The sequence below is a fragment of the Mesorhizobium sp. WSM3862 genome, from assembly GCF_002294985.1.
Lineage (GTDB): Bacteria > Pseudomonadota > Alphaproteobacteria > Rhizobiales > Rhizobiaceae > Mesorhizobium.
The window spans coordinates 687,373-705,191 of record NZ_NSGE01000001.1 but is presented as its reverse complement, the minus strand read 5'-3'; the positions used below and the strand labels follow the sequence as shown (position 1 = coordinate 705,191).

Sequence of the window (17,819 nt, the reverse complement as noted above, 5' to 3'; positions counted from 1 at the left end):
CCCATGCGGTCAAACGGACAAGCCCAGCGGATAGAAGCGTGATTTGGCCTGTGAGTAAATTGCGTTTCGTGCTGCCGGGTGGCGCCAAGGGAAATGTTTTCCCCGATCAGCCGGTCGTACCGCGCAGCAGCACGTCGAGGCCGATCGCCATCACCTTGGCCGCGTCCACCATGTCGGCGATGCCCACCCATTCGTCCGGCCGATGCGCGAGATCGAGGATGCCGGGGCCATAAGCGATGCAGTCGTAGATCTGGCCAATGCGGGCAACATGCTTCTGGTCGTAGGTACCGGGCGAGATGACGTATTCCGGCTCGCGGTCGAAGATTTCCATGATGCCCTTGGCGACGGCTTTCACCACCGGCGCGTCGCGCTCGGTCATCAGCGGCAGCACCTCCATCAGGTCGCGGATCTCGTAGTCGAATTTTTCTCGCTCGCGCTTCAGCCGGTCGAGGATGCCGGTGACTTCACCCTTGACGGTGGCGAGGTCTTCCTCGAGCAGGAAGCGGCGGTCGATGGTCAGCCGGCAGGAATCCGGCACGTTGGGCGAGGGCAGTCCCGGCCGGAAATCCTCCGTCTGGCCGCCATGGACAGAATTGATGTTCATGGTCGAGCGCCGGGCGCCCTCGGGCACCACCGGCATGCGCGACACCTTGCGGTCGAGCGCCGGGAAAAGCTCGTCCTCGAACGCCTGCACGACGGCGCCCATATGGCGCACCGCGTTGTCGCCGAGGAACGGCATCGAGCCATGCGCGATCTCGCCCTTGGTCTCGATCTCGGCCCACCAGACGCCGCGATGGCCAAGGCAGATGCGGTCCTTGTTCAGCGGCTCGGGGATGATGACGTGGTCGATCCTCGGCTTCGAGAAATAGCCGAGCTTCGCCAGATGGGCGACGCCGCCGAACCCGCCGGATTCCTCGTCGACCGTGCCGGATATCTCTATGGCGCCGGGAAAGTCGGGGTAGACCTCCATGAAGGCTTCGGCGGCAATGACAGAAGCCGCCAGCCCGCCTTTCATGTCGCAGGCGCCGCGGCCGTAGACCCTACCTTCCTTCACCAGGCCGGCGAAAGGATCGACGGTCCAGCCTTCGCCGGCCTCGACCACGTCGATATGCGAGTTGAAATGGACGCAGGCACCGGGCGAGCGGCCGTCGAAGCGGGCGACGACATTGACGCGCGGGTAGCGGTCGGTGTCGCCGGGCGTGCCTTCTGCGCGAATGAATTCGGTTTCGAAGCCGAGCTTCTTGAGGCGTGCGCCGAGATACTCGGCACATGGCCGGTAGGCCTCGCCGGGCGGATTGACGGTCGGAAAGCGGATGAGCTCGGCGGTCAGCGCGATCAGGTCGTCGACCCGGTCATCGACGGCCCGGAGGAGTCGTTCATTCATCCTGCCGATTGAAAAAGCAACGCGGCGCTTTTGCAAGCTGCCTTTCGCGGTTGCCGGACAATGATTGAGGGCAGGCTCGCGCTTAAACCGTTGAGAGTGGGTGGCGGCCCAGCAACTATGACGGGAAATCATTCAAATTCGCGAAATCGAATTGGCGAATTTGTCAAGGAGTGTGTGGTACTTAACGCACCTGCCGGCAAAAATGATGGAAAAGAGACCACGTGATGGCAGGGGGCAATCGAAGGGGTTCATCGCATGAAAAAATCCAGCCTCATGGCGGCCGTGCTGGCAACCACGTTGCTCGGCACGTCGATCGCAAGCCGGGCGGCTTCGCTGGTCGCCAATATCGACGTCTCGACGCAGACGATGACCGTCAGCAGATACGGCCAGGTGCTGTATCGCTGGAATGTATCGACGGCCCGCAGGGGCTACTTCACACCGCGCGGCAGCTACCGGCCGCAATGGACCGCGCGGATGTGGTACTCGCGCAAGTATGACAATTCGCCGATGCCGTATTCGGTGTTCTTCCGCGGCGGCTACGCCATTCACGGCACCGGCGCCGTGAAGTATCTCGGGCGTCCGGCCTCGCATGGCTGCGTGCGCCTGCATACGGCCAATGCCGCGACTTTCTATTCGATGGTGAAGGAAGCCGGCTACGGCAACACGCGAATCGTCGTCACCGATTGAAACGGCCCGGAGAGGGCTGCCTTAGGCCGCAGGCAGCATTTGATGGCTGCGCCTGCTCCTTTCGGAGCGTTGCAGCAATGCCGCACATGCTTCGAAAACAAACAGCTTATACTAGCGTGAGCATCGCCGAAGCTGGTTTGCATGACGGCGCAGTGGTAAGTACGAAGCGTTGTTCTGGCTGCTTGGGGACTTTAATGTATCGATTTCTATTGAGCGCTGCGATCGCGGCAACCGCAACCTCGGCTTTTGCTGCCGATGCACCCGTTCTTCTGGACCAGGAACTCGCGCAGCCGCATATATCAGGTTATGGCGAAATCTATCTCGGAGGTCTCTATTTCGCGACCCCAGGGGACGACTCGGATGGCACGACTGCCGGCGGCGCCGTTCGGGTGAATTTCCCGATCGACGCCCGCTGGAACATCCAGACCGACGCGGTGATCGATTCGCTTTGGGTCGAAGGCACGAACATCTACAGCTACGGCGGTGCGCTCCACGGTTACTGGCGCGATCCGAGCTCATATGCGCTGGGTGGATTTGCTACGATAAACGGATTTGGCGGCGATAACGGCATCGGTGACTTAGACCTTTATACCTTCACTGTTGGTCCAGAGGCTCAGGCCTATTTCGGCAACGTGACGATCTACGGGCAGGCCTACTACGGGCAGCTGCGGGCCAGCGGCGAGTCCGAACATTTCGACAATTGGGGCGGCCGGGGTGTCGTGCGGTATTTCGCGCAAGACAATCTCCGCTTCGACGGTGAACTCGGCTTCTCGCGGCTGTCCGGTTTTGGCGGACATTTCGATACGGTAACGGCGGCATTGCAGGCTACTTATCGGTTCTCGGGGACCCCTTGGTCGGTATTTGGCCGCTATCAGCTGGATCACCTGACCTTCTCGGAAGCTTCAGGCACCGTGAACATCCACAAATACGTGGTCGGCCTGCGGGCAAGCTTCGGCTCGGACACACTGCTTTCCGAGGATCGCAACGGTGCCACGATGGATACGTTCCGGCCGAACTTCACCATCCCCGCTCCGCTTTGAGACAGCTGAACCTGGAGCCGCGTGGACTTAGTCCTTGCGGCTTTGCGTTGCGCATGGGTCGCAACAGGGCTAGGGGAAAGCTATTTCAAAGCGGTTCCGTGTTTGATCCAGACGAAAGCGATCTGAACGTTCTGGGCCGCTTTAGCTGACCTTGGCCTGCTCACGCCGCTTACGTCGGCGGCCGCTCATCTCCCAGCGCTTGTGGAACCACATCCACTGTCCGGGATCCTCGCGCACCCAGCGCTCGACGACGTCGGCGAGCAGCTGCGTGGTGGCGTGAACATCGACGCTGCCGGTTTCGGTGCGCGGCAAGTCGAGCTTGTCTTCGATTTCCAATCGGAAACGGTTTCCCGGCAGCCTGACGCAGCGCGCCGGATAGACATCGCAGTCATAGTGGCGGGCGAGCATGCCCAGCACGGGATTGCTCTGGCAGGGGCGACCAAAGAAGGTCGTCTCGACGCCGTTCGTGAATTTCTGATCGACCAGCACGCCGATATTGCCGCCGTTTTCCAGGATGGCGGCAAGGGCAAACGATGCGCCGGTCGAGGACGGCAGCAGGCCTCCCATGCTCGAGCGGCGAGTCGAGTGGATGTAGTCGGCAAGGTAGGGATTGTTGGGCGGGCGGAACAGTGCCGTGATGTTCATGCCGAAGGTGGCGGCGGCGACCGGCAAAAGCTCGAAATTGCCGAGATGGCCGGTGAACAGGATGTGCGGCTTCTTTTCGCCTGCGATTTCGACGAAATGCTCGATACCGCTGACCTCGACCCGGCCCGGCTTGGCGGCATTCGGGTCAAAATCGAAGAGGGCATCGAGGAAGATGTATTCGGCGGCAAGCCGGGCCATGTTGCCCCACATGTCGGACGCGATGGCCTCGATTTCGGCATCGCTCTTTTGCGGATAGGCAAGGCGCAGATTGTTGACGGCTACCCGGTGCCGTCCGACCATCGGCCCGATGCGGCGGGCGACGCGGTGGGCGAAGTTGAGCGCGCTGTCAGGCGGCAAAAGGCGCAGCAGGCCGATGATCGCCATGGCAAGCCGCGCCACCAGCCAGTGCTCCATTTGGCGTAGCCGCCGGCCATAGCGGAACATGAAGTCCCGGCGGGCTTTCTTGAGCACCTTGCCGACCATCTTGTCTTAGGAAACGCGAAGAATGATCTTGCCGAAGACGTCGCGGCCTTCCATGCGCTTCAGCGCGGCGTCGATGTCGTCGAAGCCGACTTCGGTGTCGATCACGGGCGCGACGAGACCGGCCGCCATCTTCTGCATGGCATCGGCCATGTTCTCCATGCGGCAGCCGAAGGAGCCGAGCAGCTTCAGCTGTTGCTGGAAAAGCTGCATCAGATTGACCTGCGTCGAGACGCCGGAGGTCGAGCCGCAGGTGACGAGGCGGCCGCCGCGCTTCAGGCACAGCATCGAGCCGGCAAAGGTGTCGGCGCCGACATGCTCGAACACGACATCGACGCCCTTCTTCTTCGTCAGCTTGCGCACGACGCCTTCGAAGCGATCCTCGCGATAGTTGATGACATGGTCGGCGCCAAGCGCCTTCGCCTTGTCGATCTTGTCGTTCGAGCCGACCGTAGTGATGACCGTGCAGCCCATGCGCTTCGCCAATTGGATGGCTGCGGAGCCGATGCCGGAGCCACCGGCATGGACGAGGATGGTCTCACCGGGCTCCAGTTTCGCGTTGTCGAACAGCATATGCTCGACGGTGCCGAAGGTGACGGGTGCGACGGCAGCGCCGATCTCGGAGACACCGGGCGGCGCAGGCACCAGGAGATGGGCAGGCAGGTTGATCTTTTCCTGCGCGAAGCCGTCGAGATGAAAACCGTGGACGCCGGAGACGTGCTCGCAAAGATTGTCGCGGCCCTCGCGGCAGGCACGGCAGAGCCCGCAGGTTCGCGCGCCGTAGATCGACACCAGTTGCCCCGGCAGGAGGGTGGAGACGCCGGGTCCGACCGCCTCGACCTCGCCCGAGGCTTCGGCGCCGACGACCAGCGGCAGCTTGCGCTTGGCGAAGGCCATGCCGCGCCAGCCCCAGACGTCGATATGGTTGAGCGCCACCGCCTTGATGCGGAGCGTCACTTCACCTTGCGAAGGCGGCGGGGGAGGCAGAAGGTCCACCGTTTCAAGGCGGCGGTCCTCGATAAGTTGCAATGCGCGCATTTGGCCTGTCGGTACTTTGGAAGCGGGAAAACGTCCGCTTAGACCGGTTCCCGCGCCATGACAAGGCAGGTGTTCTGGCCGCCGAAACCGAAGGAATTCGACAGAACCGTGCCGACCCCGGCGTTGCGCTTCTTGTTTGGCACCACGTCGAGCACGATTGCCGGATCAGGATTGTCGTAATTAATGGTCGGCGGGATGACGCTTTCTCGCATCGTCATCAGCGAAAACGCGGCCTCGACCGCGCCGGCGGCGGACAGCGTGTGGCCGATCATCGACTTGTTCGACGAGATCGGCATCGAGCCGATCCGCTCGCCGAACACGGTCGACAGCGACAGATGCTCCATCTTGTCGTTTTCCGGCGTCGAGGTGCCGTGCGCGTTGACGTAGTCGATCTCGTCTTCGCTCAAGCCGGCATCGGCAAGGGCAGCGCGTACCGCGGCGATGGCCGGCGAACCGTCAGGCTTGGAGCGGGTGCGGTGGAAGTCGTCGGCGCGCTCGCCGCAGCCGCGCATGATGCCGAGGATGGTGGCTCCCCGGGCAAGTGCCGCTTCCAGCGATTCCAGCACCAGCGCGCCGGAACCTTCGGCAAGGACAAAACCGTCGCGGTCCTTGGAGAAGGGTTTCGAGGCCTTTTCGGGAATGTCGTTGTGGGTGGAGAGCGCCGAGAGCAGCGAGAAGCGGATCAGGGCTTCGGCCGTCGCGGAGCCGTCGGCGCCGATCGACAGCGCCTTGTCGCATTCGCCGCGGCGGATGGCCTCGACACCGAGCTGGATGGCGGTGGCGCCTGACGCGCAGGCTGTCGACAGCGTGATCGGCAGGCCGCGCGTGCCAAAACGATCGGCCAGGCGATCGGCGATCGAGCCGAACTGGGTGGTCTCGAAAATGCCGAGCTCCTTCAGTCCGCGCGCCACGCGCAGCAATCTCTCGGAACCGCTTTCCTTCTTGTCGGAATTGTAGAGCGAGAAGCGGTCGGCCCAATCGAGTTCGACCGGCGGCGAGGCGAGAAAGAGCGGGCCGCCGAAATCGCCGGAATCGAGGCCGGCCTCCGACACCGCCTCCTGGGCGGCCGTCTCGGCCAGCTCGTAGGTGAGGGGACTGGCACCCTTGGAGCTCGACGGCAGGAAATCGACCATGCCGGAGATGCGGGTGTTCAGATGATCGACGGGAAAACGGGTGATCGGATGGATGCCGGATTTGCCTGAGGTCAGCGCCGCCCAGTTGTCGGCCTTGCCGACGCCAAGCGAAGTCACCACGCCGATGCCGGTCACGGCGACGATAGGCCTGCCCATGTGATCGCGGAGATTGGCCATGTTCTGTCTGTCTCGCTCTAAGCGGCCTTGATCAGCCCCAGGCCCTCGAATTGGTGATAGCCGATCGCCGTTGCAAGGACGGAGCTGGGGGCGCCTTCGAATGGTTGCTCCACTGTGGCATCGAAGACAGGGTAGGGGGCCTTGCGGTCGACGGCGAGCGCGGCAAGCGCCACGGCGAAGGGGAACTGCGCTTCCTTCATGTGGCCGGTGAGCGTCGAGAAGGCGCGCACTGCAAGCGCCGGGTTGGCATCGAGTGCCACCTTTTCGGCCGCCGTGGCGGCATGGGCGCCGGAGGCACCGGAAATCGTCAGCAATTCGCCGGCGGGCAGCGCCGCCTGCTTCAGCAAAGCGGCGATGTCGGCATTCAGCTCGCCGCGCCGGCGTCGGGCCCGGCCGGAAACCACAGGGCCGAGCTCAGCATAGATCTTGCGACCGCGGCTCTGCGCATGCTCGCGCTGTTCGAGCACCAAGAAAGCGCCGCCCGAGCCCGTCACCACGCCGCCGCCTTCCGCGCCCTGTCTTTGCCAGACCGGTCTCCACGGGCCGCGATGCAGATAGCCGGCGAGTTCATAGCCGAGCAGCATGTCTGAGTGCTCGGTCTGGAACGCGCCGCCGACCAGCACATGGGTCGACTGGCCCGAGCGGATGCGCGCGGCGGCCGTCTCAACAGCCGAGACGCCGGCGCCTTCCTCGCCCATGAAGGTGCGAGACGAGCCGGTGACCTTGTGCACGATGGAGATGTTGCCGGCGAGCAGATTGGAAAGCTGGGCGAGGAAAAGCGTCGGCCGCAACTCCGTGGTCAGCTTCTCGTTGAGCAGCACGTCGCGGTCGTTGCGGCTCTCGGATGCTGCGAGTATCGCGCTGTCCACGGCCTCGTCGCGCTCGCCGCCGCCGGCCGCCACAACCATGTCCATGGTCGCGCAAAGCTCGTCATTGCCCTTGATGCCGGCGTCGTCCAGCGCCAGGCCGGCGACATAGGTGCCGAGCCGCTGCCAGGTCTCCATCTGGCGCTGGTCGCCGCGCTTGGCGATCTGCAGGTTCCAGTCGATCTCGGGCAGGGGATGAATTGTGTAGGGCGCAAAGCGCGTCGCATCGAGCACCGGCTCAACGCCCGGCCGGGTCAGCTTCTGCCAATGCCCGTCTGGTCCTTCTCCCAGGGAAGAGACAAGGCCGATGCCGGTGATGACGACGTCGCGCGGGCTGCTCATGAGCGGCTTTGCTGGTCAGGCTGGAGGCGGGGCAAGGTCGCGCTCTTCAGGCGGCCTTGGCCGCGACCAGCGCGTCGATCTTGGCGCACAGGTTCTGCATGACGAAGTAGTCGTCGGTCGAAGCCTTGCCGTCATTAACCTCTTGCGTCCACTTCTCGAGCGGCACCTTGATGCCGAATTCCTTGTCGATGGCAAAGACGATGTCGAGGAAATCGAGGCTGTCGATGCCGAGATCGTCGATGGTATGGCTTTCGGGCGTGATGGTGTCGATATCGATCTCGCTGGTGTCGGCAATGATCTTGGCGACTTTCTCGAACGTGGTGGACAAGGGCTCTTCCTTCGGTTGCGGGCGGAATCTGTCCGCATCTTGTTTTGGCGCTGTCTAATCGGTTTTTCCGGGCAGGAAAAGGCCTGACACGCCGGGCGCAGATGGGATGCCGGCTTTGTGGACGCAAGAAGGGCCGCCGGGCAACCGGCGGCCCTTCCCATTTTACGCGGCGTAAGCTCAGCCTTCGCGGAGCTTGACCAGATCGTTGAGCAGCCCGCCCGTCCCGTTGTGGACAGTCAGGCGCTCGACCTTGCCGGCGATGGCCTCGAGAGCCTCAAGCTCCTTCAGCCGCAGCATCACCGGATTCTCGGCCATCACCTTGGCCGTGTTGAGCAGCGAACGCGTGGCGTTCGTCTCCTCGCGGCGGCGGATGACGTTGGCCTCGGCCTGCTTCTCGGCCGAAACCACCTGGTTGAGGATCTCGCGCATCTCGCCCGGCAGGATCACATCCTTAAGCGCGATATCGCTGACCTCGAGGCCGATCGCGGCCATGTCGGAACGCACCTTGGCGGCTGCCTCCTCATCGACCGTGATCTTCTTGTCGAGGATCTGGTCGAGGGTGAGCGCGCCGAGCGTCTTGCGGAAGGCGTACTGCAGGGCGCGGTAGAGGGCTTCCGAGAAGTCCTTCACCGTGCTCACCGCCGTCACCGGATCGACGACCCGGTATTCGGCGGCGATGTTGACGCGGATCGTCACGCGATCCTTGGTCAGCACTTCCTGCCCGGCGACATCAAGCGACTGCCGCTTGAGGTCGACGACCTTCACCTGGACCATGCGCCCAACATTCCAGAAGGCGTGCACACCCGCGGCAAGCGTGCGGGTGTAGACGCCGTCCACGAACAGCAGACCGACCTGCCCGTCCACGACCGGATGCAGGAACATGTGTTCCGCCTTTCGGGCCTGGCCGATCCGGCGCATCAAGGCCGGATCGACGGCCAGATCGGCCGCCGCGTCGACGGAGGTCACCGCCCACGGGCCGGCATCCGTCCACAGCACGAGCTTGCGATCCGGAGCGAGAACGGCATGAAGGGCGCCGTCGCGCTCGATCACGGCAATGTCGGTGCGCCCGGTGCGAACCACGGTGAAGTGACGCGCGGCCGCATCCGGGAGCTTGTCGAACAATGCCTTCTCGTAGGCCGAAACGAATTCCGGGTTCTTCAGGTCGTGCCTGGAGATTTCCAGGTTTCCGCGCCGGTTGTCGAGCCAATGTTCGCCCGGCATCAGGACAGCCTGGATCTCGCCCTTGTAGAGGGCGACGGCACGTTCATTTTCCTTCACGAGGACGCGCTGGCGTCCCAGAACCTTTTCGAGAATGGTCTTCATTGTCTTACTCCTGTCGGGCATGGCCCCATGCGAGGCGTCACGTCATGCGTCGATCGTCCTTTCGTTTCTCGTTTCGTTTCCCGGCACGGATGATCCGGAGACCGGTGGCATCGCCAGGCGGCGGGCCTTCGGGAGCGGATCGCGGGGCGGCAAGGCGGGCGCCGGCGCCCGAAGGCTCCTTTGCCGGCATTGCCGCGCCTTGATCGTCACCGCGAGCCTGGCCGCGAGCCGATGGCATCGGACCGTTCGATACGGCATCGGCCCGAAGGCTTAGCCGTCCGTCAGGTCTTCTGCATTCCGGTCCCCGGACCGTTTTGGATAACACCACCCAAAGGTGTCGGCTTAACAGGCCGTTGGAGAAGGAATCGAACCTTCGACAATCAGATTATGAGTCTGACGCTCTAACCAAACTGAGCTATCCGTGGTGCTGATGAAGGGACTCGAACCCCTGACCTCCGGACCCAAATCCGGCGCTCTTCCTCTGAGCTACATCGGCGATCCCAACACTCCGAAACGGCGCCGTACACAGCGCGGCAAAGCCGGCTGCGCGGGCGGAGACGAAAGCTCCAACCGTTGTGCTCGCTTCGGTTTTCGTGACCGGGAGCGCGCCTATAGACCCTGCGACGGCTTGTCGCAAGCGGCATTGTCGCGGGGGCTTGCGGCTTCTTGCGGCTGTGTCATTTCGGCCACAGCGCTGAGCTGTGCAGACCTATGCCGTCAGAAGGTGACGCGGCCGAGCACTTTGAGGCCATCGCCATCCGGCGCCACGACCACGGCCTCGCCCTCGCGCGGCGCGACGCCGGTGAGCGCCTGGATGTTTTCCAGATGCGTGACCAGCACCAGATTGTCAGAGCCGGAATAGCCCCGGATCTCCTTCATTACGGCCTCCATCTGAGCGGCCTTCTCAGCCGAGTCGGTCTTGAGCAGGTCGAGCGGCGCAAATGGTTTCGGTTCGGCCTCGAAAGCGATGCGGGCGGTGTCAAGGCAGCGGCAGTAGCGGCTGGAGAGCACACGCTCGATGGGCGCCGCGCGCGCCGCGAACAGCGCGCCGATGCGGCTTGACTGCTGCTTGCCGCGCTCGGACAGGTTGAGCTGGGTGGCGCAATTGCCGATGTCGAAATTCGCCGGATCGGTGGCCCCGGTGACGAATGCATGCCTAAGCAGCACGATATGGCCGCCATCGCGCAGCAGTGCCCAGCCGGCGTCGGTTGCATGGGCGAGGGTGGGAACGGCAAGCAGGAAAAGCGCCAGGGCAAGTCGCAGCATGTGAAGTCCTTATGGCGGCCGGAGAGGCCGGGGCCATGTTCGGCATATAGGGACCGCAAAGCCGGCTGAAAAACAAGCAGAGGACCAACGGTCGGCCGGATAACGGCCGATTGCACGGCGCTCGAGGCTTGCCTATCACGCGAAGGATGTCTCCGCCCGAACAATGACGCCGCTCACCGAAACCGTCCTCTTCGTCTTCAGTCTCGTTGCGCTCGGCTATCTCGCCGGCCTTACCGGCTATCTGAAGCCGGCAAGTGGTGAGGGCATATCCGAATTCGCCGTCAACGTGGCTATGCCGCTGCTCTTGTTCCAGACGATGGTGAAGTCCGATTTCCATGGCGTGGCGCCATGGTCGCTGTGGAGCGCCTATTTTGCGGCGGTTGCCGTCACCTGGTCCGCCGGGCACCTGGTCATGACGCGCCTCTTCGGCCGCGATGCCCGTGCCGGCATCGTCGGCGGCGTGTCCTCGGCCTATTCCAATGTCGTGCTGCTTGGCGCGCCCTTCATCCTCGGCATATTCGGCACCAGCGGCTTCGTGGTGCTGTCGCTGCTGGTCTCGATCCACCTGCCTGTCATGATGATGGCGTCAATCGTGCTGTTCGAGATGTTCGGCCGTCGCGGCGAGGAGTCCGTGCATCCGTTGCGCGTCATCCGGAATTTCCTCAGGCGGCTGTTCGTCAACCCGCTGATCATCGGCATTCTCGCGGGGCTCGCCTGGCGCTTCATCGGCGCGCCGCTGCCGCCGCTGATCGGGCGGCTGGTCGACGCGCTGGCCGATACGGCCGGGCCGGTGGCGCTGTTTGCGATGGGGCTCAGCCTGTGCCGCTTCGGCATATCCGGCAACATCCGCCCGGCGCTCGCGCTGTCGGCGCTGAAACTCTTCCTGATGCCGGCCTTGGTGCTGCTCGCGGTCTGGCTGCTCGGCCTGCCGCCGCTGACGGCAAAGGTCGCCGTCGTCGTGGCGGCACTGCCTTCCGGCATCAATTCCTATCTCATCGCCGTCCAATTCAACACCGGCCAGGCGCTGGCGTCCAACCAGATGACGATCGCCACGGCCAGCGCGGTGCTCACCACATCCTTCTGGCTGACGGTGGTCCTGCACGTGTTCGGCTAGCGCTCGTTTTTGCTGGCCCAACCCCCATATGCCATCTTGTGATTGCTTGCCGGGCTTTCCCTAGGTAAGAGCAATGCGCCGGCGTGCAGCCTTGCACGCCCCCGAATATCCAGAAAAACGGCCGATCAGCGCGCCGAAACGGAGGCCAGACCATGCTTCAGAAAACCAGTCATTTCATGCGCCAGGCCAATCTCATCAACGGCGAATGGGTGCAGGCCGACAGCGGGCAGACCATCGACGTCAACAATCCGGCGACCGGCCTGAAGATCGGCACCGTGCCGAAGGCCGGCAAGGCCGAAACCCGCCGCGCCATCGAGGCCGCCGATGAAGCATTCAAGAGCTGGCGCAAGACCACCGCGCTCGAGCGCTCGAAGCTTCTGCGCAAGCTGCACGACGCAATGATGGACAATCAGGACGTGCTGGCCGAGTTGCTCACCATCGAGCAGGGCAAGTCGCTGTTCGAATCCAAGGGCGAGATCGGCTCGGCCGCGAGCTATATCCTGTGGTTCGCCGAGGAAGGCCGCCGCACCTATGGCGACATCGTGCCGTCGCCCTGGGGCGACCGCCGCATCCTGGTGACGAAGGAGCCGGTCGGCGTCATTGCCGCCATCACGCCGTGGAACTTCCCGTCCTCGATGCTCGCCCGCAAGCTCGGACCGGCGCTGGCCGCGGGCTGCACGGCCGTGGTCAAACCGGCCTCGCAGACGCCTTATTCGGGCCTCGCCTGGGGCGCGCTCGCCGAAGAGGTCGGCTTCCCCAAGGGCGTCATCAACATCCTGACCGGTTCGGCCGGCGAGATCGGCGACGAGATCTGCGCCAACCCGCTGGTCAAGAAGATCACCTTCACCGGCTCGACCGAGGTCGGCAAGATCCTGATTCAGAAGTCGTCGACGACGGTCAAGAAAGTGTCAATGGAACTCGGCGGCAATGCTCCGTTCCTGGTCTTCGACGATGCCGACATCGATCGCGCCGTCACCGGCGCCATCACCGCGAAGTACCGCAATTCCGGCCAGACCTGCGTCTGCACCAACCGCTTCCTCGTCCAGGCGGGTATCTATGACAAGTTCGTCGAGAAGCTGGCCGCTGCCAGCAACAGTCTGAAGGTCGGCTCCGGCCTGGAAGAAGGCGTGCAGCAGGGGCCGCTGATCGACGAGAAAGCGGTCGAGAAGGTCGAGGAACTGATCGCCGATGCCACCTCGAAGGGCGGCAAGGTCGTTGCCGGCGGCAATCGCCATGCGCTCGGCGGCTCGTTCTTCCAGCCGACGGTCATCGCCGACGCCACGCCCAAGATGCGCTTCATGAAGGAAGAGATCTTCGGGCCGGTCGCCCCGGTGTTCAAGTTCGAGACCGAGGAAGAAGCGATCGCATTGGCCAACGACACCGAGTTCGGCCTCGCCTGCTATTTCTACACCGGCGATCTCGGCCGCGCCTTCCGCGTCATGGAAGGGCTGAAATACGGCATGGTCGGCGTCAATGAAGGCCTGATCACCACGCCCGAGGCGCCGTTCGGCGGCGTCAAGGAATCGGGCCTCGGCAAGGAAGGCGGACATCAGGGCATCGAGGACTATCTCGACACCAAATATGTCTGCATCGGCGGCCTCGGCCTCTGACACCGCTCGACTGGTGGGGCAGGCATCAGGCCTGCCCTTGCCGGAGACGGCCGGCGTAGTCCACAGATCAATGAACTGACGTTTTCGGGCACAGCGATGAAGGACGGCGAGGTCTTCGGCACGACGCAGGCGGGCGAGGCCGTTCGCCGCTTCACCATCCGTGGCGGTGGTCTCACGGCCAACATCATCGGGCTTGGCGCGATCATCCAGGATCTGCGGCTCGCCGGCCATGATGCGCCGCTGGTGATGGGCTACGACCAGTTCGAGCCCTATGAGACCGACCGCGCCTATTTCGGCGCCGTCGTCGGCCGCTTCGCCAATCGCATTCGCGACGGCCGCTTCACCATCGCCGGCAAGCGCTACCAGACCGAGCGCAATTTTCTAGGGAAACACACGCTGCATGGCGGCTCGGAGGGCTATTTCCACCGGCCATGGTCGGTCTCGCTGCACGGGCGCGATTTCGTGACGCTGACACTGCACGATCCCGATGGCACGATGGGCTTTCCAGGCGCGCTGGACGTCACCTGCACCTACCGGCTGAAGATCCCCGGCACGCTCAGCATGGAACTGACCGCCACATGCGAGGAGCCGACGCTCTGTAATCTTGCGCAGCACTCCTACTTCAATCTCGACGACGGGGGCGCGGGCGACATTCTCGACCACCGGCTGATGCTCAATGCCGGCGCTTATACGCCCGTCGACGCAGAGATGATCCCGACCGGCGCGGTGAAGCCCGTCGACGGCACGCCCTATGACTTCCGCCAGGCGCGGCCGCTGCGCATGGAATCGGAAGGCGAGCAGCTTCCCTACGATCTGAATTACTGCCTCGCCTCCAGCCGTGGACCGCTGCACCAGGCAGCCTGGGTGCAGGGCGCCAGTTCCGGCGTCGAAATGGAAGTCTGGACCACCGAGCCCGGCCTGCAGCTCTATATCGGCCAGTATGTCGCGCCGTCCTCCCCTGGGCTGGACGGGCGCGGCTACAAAGCCTTTTCAGGCTTTTGCCTCGAAGCTCAGACCTGGCCCGACGCGCCGAACCGGCCCTATTTCCCACAGGCCACGCTTTGGCCGGGCCAGATCTACCATCAGGTGACGGAATACAGGTTCCGGCTCCCTAGCTAGATCCCAAAGGCTGTTCTTAGAATCTCGAACGGCGCGAGCGCGCCGCGCACCTGTACGACGGCCGCAGCCACCCGATGCGCGCGCCGAACCGCGTCGACTGGGGCGTGACCGGCAAGCCGGGCGGCGAGATAGCCGCCGTTGAAGGAATCGCCGGCGCCGGTAGTATCGACAGGCGAGGCGACATGCACTGCCTCGATTGTTTCCGAGGCGCCGTCCACGGCAATCAATGCCGGCTGCTCGCCGTTCTTGACGACAACCTCGCCGACCACTCCTCCGAGACGCCTGGCAGTTGTTTCCGGCGCCTCATCGCCAAACAGCATCTGCTCATCCGGAAAAGTGGGCAATGCGATATCCGCGACGGCGAGCGCTTCCAAGATCGCAGCCTGCGCGGTTTCACGGCTCGGCCACAGCCTGGGACGGTAATTCGGGTCAAAGGCGACCAGCGAACCCGCCGCGCGTGCTGTCGCGACGGCCGAAAGCAGGGTTTTGCGCGCGGCATCATCCAGAATTGCCAAAGTGATTCCGGAAAAATAGACAAGCGCTTGGTTTTCAAGACTTTTCGCCAGTGCCGCTGCATCGGAGGCAAGCTGGCGCGCGGCAGCATCGCTTCGCCAGTAAGTGAAGGCGCGCTCGGCTCCAGTGAGCGTGATGGCGTAAAGGCCCGGTCTTGCGCCGGCAATGACCGGGCTGCTGCCGATACCGATGCCGTTCTGGGCTAAGAACGCGATCTGATCGCGGGAAAAAGGGTCGTCGCCGAAGGCCGAGACATAGGTCGCGGGCCGGCCGGGGCTGAGCGCATGCAGCGCCCATAGCGTATTGAAGGTGTCGCCGGCAAAGCCCATACGCCAGTTCGGTCCTGCCTGGCCCGACAGTTCGAGCATGCATTCGCCGATCGACGCGACACCATTGGCTTCCATATGACTTGTCCTCCTAAAGCTTTGGTGCTGTAGCTTTTTGCAGCCGGCAGCGCCATGCTTGGCGCAGGCCGATTTTTGCGCCAGAAGCGAAGCGATTTCCTACAGGCGGGAGGGATGCTGCGCGCAGCCCGTGACGTTATCAGCCGAAGAGGAGCCGGTTTGGCATCGATATGGCGTTACATTCTTGCGGGTCTCGGTCTTGCTGCCCTGCTGGTCGGCATTCTGACTGTCGTCTACCTGACGGCGCCGCATTCGGCACCGGGCCCCGATACGTCGCGTTCGAAAAAGACGGCGAGCGGCCTGTTCGTTGCGAGCTTCGAGCCGGAGCGCGGCGTCATCCGGCAGGGCGAGCTGCAATCCTGGCTGCTGACACTGAAGACCTCCGCCGGCGCTCCGGTGGAGGGGGCCGCGATCACCGTTTCCGGCGGCATGCCGCAGCACAATCACGGCCTGCCGACCAGCCCGCAGGCGACCGACTATATGGGGGCGGGACGCTACCGCATCGACGGCGTGAAATTCACCATGAGCGGCTGGTGGCAATTGCGCTTCGCGATCTCGGCGGCGGCGGGTTCCGATTCAGTCGTCTTCAACATTCTGTTGTGAGCGGCCGATGAAGCGTCTTCTCCGCCTCGCAAGCCTGTCCGCTCTGGTCGCGCTCGCTTTGCTTGGCGGTTGCGACGAACCCGAGTTCAGCGACGCCGAGAAGAACACCATCGCCTCGCTGGCGTTGAACACGCTGCCGGCGCTCAAAGCGGACACGACGAACCAGTATGCCGATGTGCCGGCCGCTGCAGCGCTCGGATCGACGCTGTTCTTCGATGTCGGCATGAGCCGCGGCGGCACCGTGTCCTGCTCGACCTGCCACAAGATCGACCGTCAGTTCCAGGACGACCTGCCGCGGGCGGTCGGCGTCGGCCACACCAATCGCCGAACCATGCCGCTGGCCGGCGTGGCGCGCGATCCTTGGTTCTTCTGGGACGGACGCCGCGACAGTTTGTGGGCGCAAGCGCTGACGCCGCTCGAAAACCCGCTGGAGCAGGCCGGCAACCGCGCGGCCTTCGCGCATTACATCAAGGAGCGGTTCGGCGAGCGCTATGAGCGCATTTTCGGGCCGCTGCCCGATCTTTCCACCGTGCCGGCCAATGCCAGCCCGCTCGGCACCGAGGCCGAAAAGGCGGCATGGAACGCCATGCCCGCCAGGCAGGCCGAAGACGTCAACCGCGTCTTTGCCAATATCGGCAAGGCAATCGCGGCCTTCGAGCGCTCGATCGAACCTGGGCAGACGCGTTTCGACCGCTTCGCGATCGACCTCGCGACCGGCACCAAGCCGCAAGGCGATGCTGCCTTCTCGCCGGAAGAGATCCTCGGGCTGAAGCTGTTCATCGGCAAGGCCAATTGCGTGACCTGCCATAACGGGCCGCGCTTCACCGACAATTCGTTCCACAACACCGGCGTGCCGCCGGTCAAGGATCTGCCGCCCGACCGCGGCCGGGTCGATGCCGTGGCTCAAGTGCAGGCGGACCCGTTCAACTGCTTCGGCAAGTTCCGCGACGGCGATGAAAGCGCCTGCCGCGAATTGCGCTTCATGGTGAAGGACGGGCAGCAACTCGTGCGCGCCTACAAGACGCCGTCGCTCAGGGGGGCAGCTACGCGTGCGCCCTACATGCATGCCGGGCAGTTCTCGACCCTCGACGAGGTGGTGGCGCATTATTCGAAAGCGGCGCCCAGCGTTGAAGGCGTTTCGGAGATCCACCCGCTCGAGCTTTCCGATCGCGAGCGCGCGGCTCTGGTGGCGTTCCTGAAGACTCTGTCGGAGTAGAGTCTTAATTTTGCGCGATTCCCGGACGGAAAACGGCTGCGCACCTTTCCTGGAATTGCGCTAGCGATCCTTCACCGTTTCCATCGCCACGAAGGTCGAAGTCTGCGCCACGTGGGGAAGGGCCGAAATGCGCTCGCCGAGCACGCGGCGGTAGGCGGCGATATCGGTGGTGCGGACCTTCAGGAGATAGTCGAAGCTCGACGCCATCATATGGCACTGCTCGATCTCCGGCACGCCGTGCACCGCGCGGTTGAACGCGTCGAGCGCCGCCGAGCGCGTATCCGACAGCTTCACCTGGACGAAGGCGACATGGCCTTCGCCCATGCGCTCCCGGTCGATGATCGCGCGATAGCCTCTGATGTAGCCCTCCTTCTCAAGACGCTTCACACGGGCCTGCACCGGGGTCTTCGACAGCCCGACCTTCAAAGCCAGCTCGGACATTGAAAGCCGGCCGTCGCGCCCGAGCGCGGCCAGGATGTTGCGGTCAATGCGGTCCAATTGGTCTTCGCTCATCGATCTTATGGACAAAAT

Annotated in this window: 17 protein-coding genes and 2 tRNA genes; 7 read left to right on the top strand and 12 right to left on the bottom strand. The window is 63.8% G+C overall.

Annotated features, from left to right (window positions below; genetic code table 11):
* Positions 1-106: 106 nt before the first annotated feature.
* On the bottom strand, positions 107-1,384 hold the full coding sequence (locus CK224_RS03535; protein ID WP_095780908.1) for an acetylornithine deacetylase/succinyl-diaminopimelate desuccinylase family protein: 1,278 nt from the start codon (positions 1,382-1,384) through the stop codon (positions 107-109).
* 255 nt (positions 1,385-1,639) lie between these two features.
* On the opposite strand from CK224_RS03535, the gene CK224_RS03530 reads away from it, so the two are divergent.
* Both CK224_RS03530 and CK224_RS03525 read left to right on the top strand, forming a co-directional pair.
* Positions 1,640-2,071: a L,D-transpeptidase gene (locus tag CK224_RS03530; RefSeq protein WP_066999783.1), complete on the top strand. Its 432-nt coding sequence runs from the start codon at positions 1,640-1,642 to the stop codon at positions 2,069-2,071.
* 194 nt (positions 2,072-2,265) lie between these two features.
* Positions 2,266-3,111, top strand: coding sequence for a hypothetical protein (locus tag CK224_RS03525; RefSeq protein WP_095780787.1), 846 nt, complete (start codon positions 2,266-2,268; stop codon positions 3,109-3,111).
* A gap of 141 nt (positions 3,112-3,252) precedes the next feature.
* On the opposite strand, the gene CK224_RS03520 is transcribed toward CK224_RS03525, so the two are convergent.
* The 9 genes from CK224_RS03520 to CK224_RS03475 form a co-directional block, all read right to left on the bottom strand.
* Positions 3,253-4,239 carry a lipid A biosynthesis lauroyl acyltransferase gene (locus CK224_RS03520; RefSeq protein ID WP_095780786.1) on the bottom strand — a complete coding sequence of 329 codons (987 nt, stop codon included), beginning with the start codon at positions 4,237-4,239 and terminating at the stop codon, positions 3,253-3,255.
* Positions 4,240-4,245: 6 nt separating this feature from the next.
* A complete protein-coding gene (locus tag CK224_RS03515; RefSeq protein ID WP_095780785.1) occupies positions 4,246-5,274 on the bottom strand; it encodes a zinc-binding dehydrogenase in 1,029 nt (342 codons plus the stop codon).
* A gap of 38 nt (positions 5,275-5,312) precedes the next feature.
* On the bottom strand, positions 5,313-6,584 hold the full coding sequence (locus tag CK224_RS03510) for a beta-ketoacyl-ACP synthase (protein WP_095780784.1): 1,272 nt from the start codon (positions 6,582-6,584) through the stop codon (positions 5,313-5,315).
* 17 nt (positions 6,585-6,601) lie between these two features.
* On the bottom strand, positions 6,602-7,792 hold the full coding sequence (locus CK224_RS03505) for a beta-ketoacyl-ACP synthase (RefSeq protein WP_095780783.1): 1,191 nt from the start codon (positions 7,790-7,792) through the stop codon (positions 6,602-6,604).
* Between the two features lie 46 nt (positions 7,793-7,838).
* Complete coding sequence (locus CK224_RS03500; RefSeq protein ID WP_066999801.1) at positions 7,839-8,120, bottom strand: acyl carrier protein; 282 nt, start codon at positions 8,118-8,120, stop codon at positions 7,839-7,841.
* 177 nt (positions 8,121-8,297) lie between these two features.
* Positions 8,298-9,443 carry a slipin family protein gene (locus tag CK224_RS03495; protein ID WP_095780782.1) on the bottom strand — a complete coding sequence of 382 codons (1,146 nt, stop codon included), beginning with the start codon at positions 9,441-9,443 and terminating at the stop codon, positions 8,298-8,300.
* Between the two features lie 353 nt (positions 9,444-9,796).
* Positions 9,797-9,865: transfer RNA gene (locus CK224_RS03485), tRNA-Met, on the bottom strand.
* Positions 9,866-9,939 (bottom strand) — tRNA-OTHER (locus tag CK224_RS03480).
* A gap of 221 nt (positions 9,940-10,160) precedes the next feature.
* Positions 10,161-10,709, bottom strand: a complete 549-nt coding sequence (locus CK224_RS03475) for a histidine phosphatase family protein (RefSeq protein WP_095780780.1) — start codon at positions 10,707-10,709, stop codon at positions 10,161-10,163.
* A gap of 163 nt (positions 10,710-10,872) precedes the next feature.
* Here CK224_RS03475 and CK224_RS03470 point away from each other — a divergent pair, with 163 nt between their 5' ends.
* From CK224_RS03470 to CK224_RS03460, 3 genes are all read left to right on the top strand, one after another.
* Positions 10,873-11,823 (top strand): AEC family transporter, encoded by a 951-nt coding sequence (locus CK224_RS03470; RefSeq protein ID WP_095780779.1) that lies wholly within the window; start codon positions 10,873-10,875, stop codon positions 11,821-11,823.
* A 152-nt stretch (positions 11,824-11,975) separates the two neighbouring features.
* Complete coding sequence (locus tag CK224_RS03465; RefSeq protein ID WP_095778551.1) at positions 11,976-13,433, top strand: NAD-dependent succinate-semialdehyde dehydrogenase; 1,458 nt, start codon at positions 11,976-11,978, stop codon at positions 13,431-13,433.
* 96 nt (positions 13,434-13,529) lie between these two features.
* Positions 13,530-14,552: an aldose epimerase family protein gene (locus CK224_RS03460; RefSeq protein WP_095778465.1), complete on the top strand. Its 1,023-nt coding sequence runs from the start codon at positions 13,530-13,532 to the stop codon at positions 14,550-14,552.
* Here CK224_RS03460 and CK224_RS03455 read toward each other — a convergent pair.
* Positions 14,549-15,469, bottom strand: a complete 921-nt coding sequence (locus CK224_RS03455; protein WP_095778464.1) for a sugar kinase — start codon at positions 15,467-15,469, stop codon at positions 14,549-14,551. The two genes, CK224_RS03460 and CK224_RS03455, sit on opposite strands and share 4 nt — an antisense overlap.
* 159 nt (positions 15,470-15,628) lie before the next feature.
* Between CK224_RS03455 and CK224_RS03450 the strand changes: the two genes are divergently transcribed.
* Positions 15,629-16,072, top strand: a complete 444-nt coding sequence (locus CK224_RS03450) for a FixH family protein (RefSeq protein WP_095780778.1) — start codon at positions 15,629-15,631, stop codon at positions 16,070-16,072.
* A gap of 7 nt (positions 16,073-16,079) precedes the next feature.
* Positions 16,080-17,288 carry a cytochrome c peroxidase gene (locus CK224_RS03445; protein ID WP_095780777.1) on the top strand — a complete coding sequence of 403 codons (1,209 nt, stop codon included), beginning with the start codon at positions 16,080-16,082 and terminating at the stop codon, positions 17,286-17,288.
* A 60-nt stretch (positions 17,289-17,348) separates the two neighbouring features.
* Here the strand turns inward: CK224_RS03445 and CK224_RS03440 are convergent, their stop codons facing one another.
* A complete protein-coding gene (locus tag CK224_RS03440; protein WP_095780776.1) occupies positions 17,349-17,801 on the bottom strand; it encodes an Lrp/AsnC ligand binding domain-containing protein in 453 nt (150 codons plus the stop codon).
* Between the last annotated feature and the right edge of the window lie 18 nt (positions 17,802-17,819).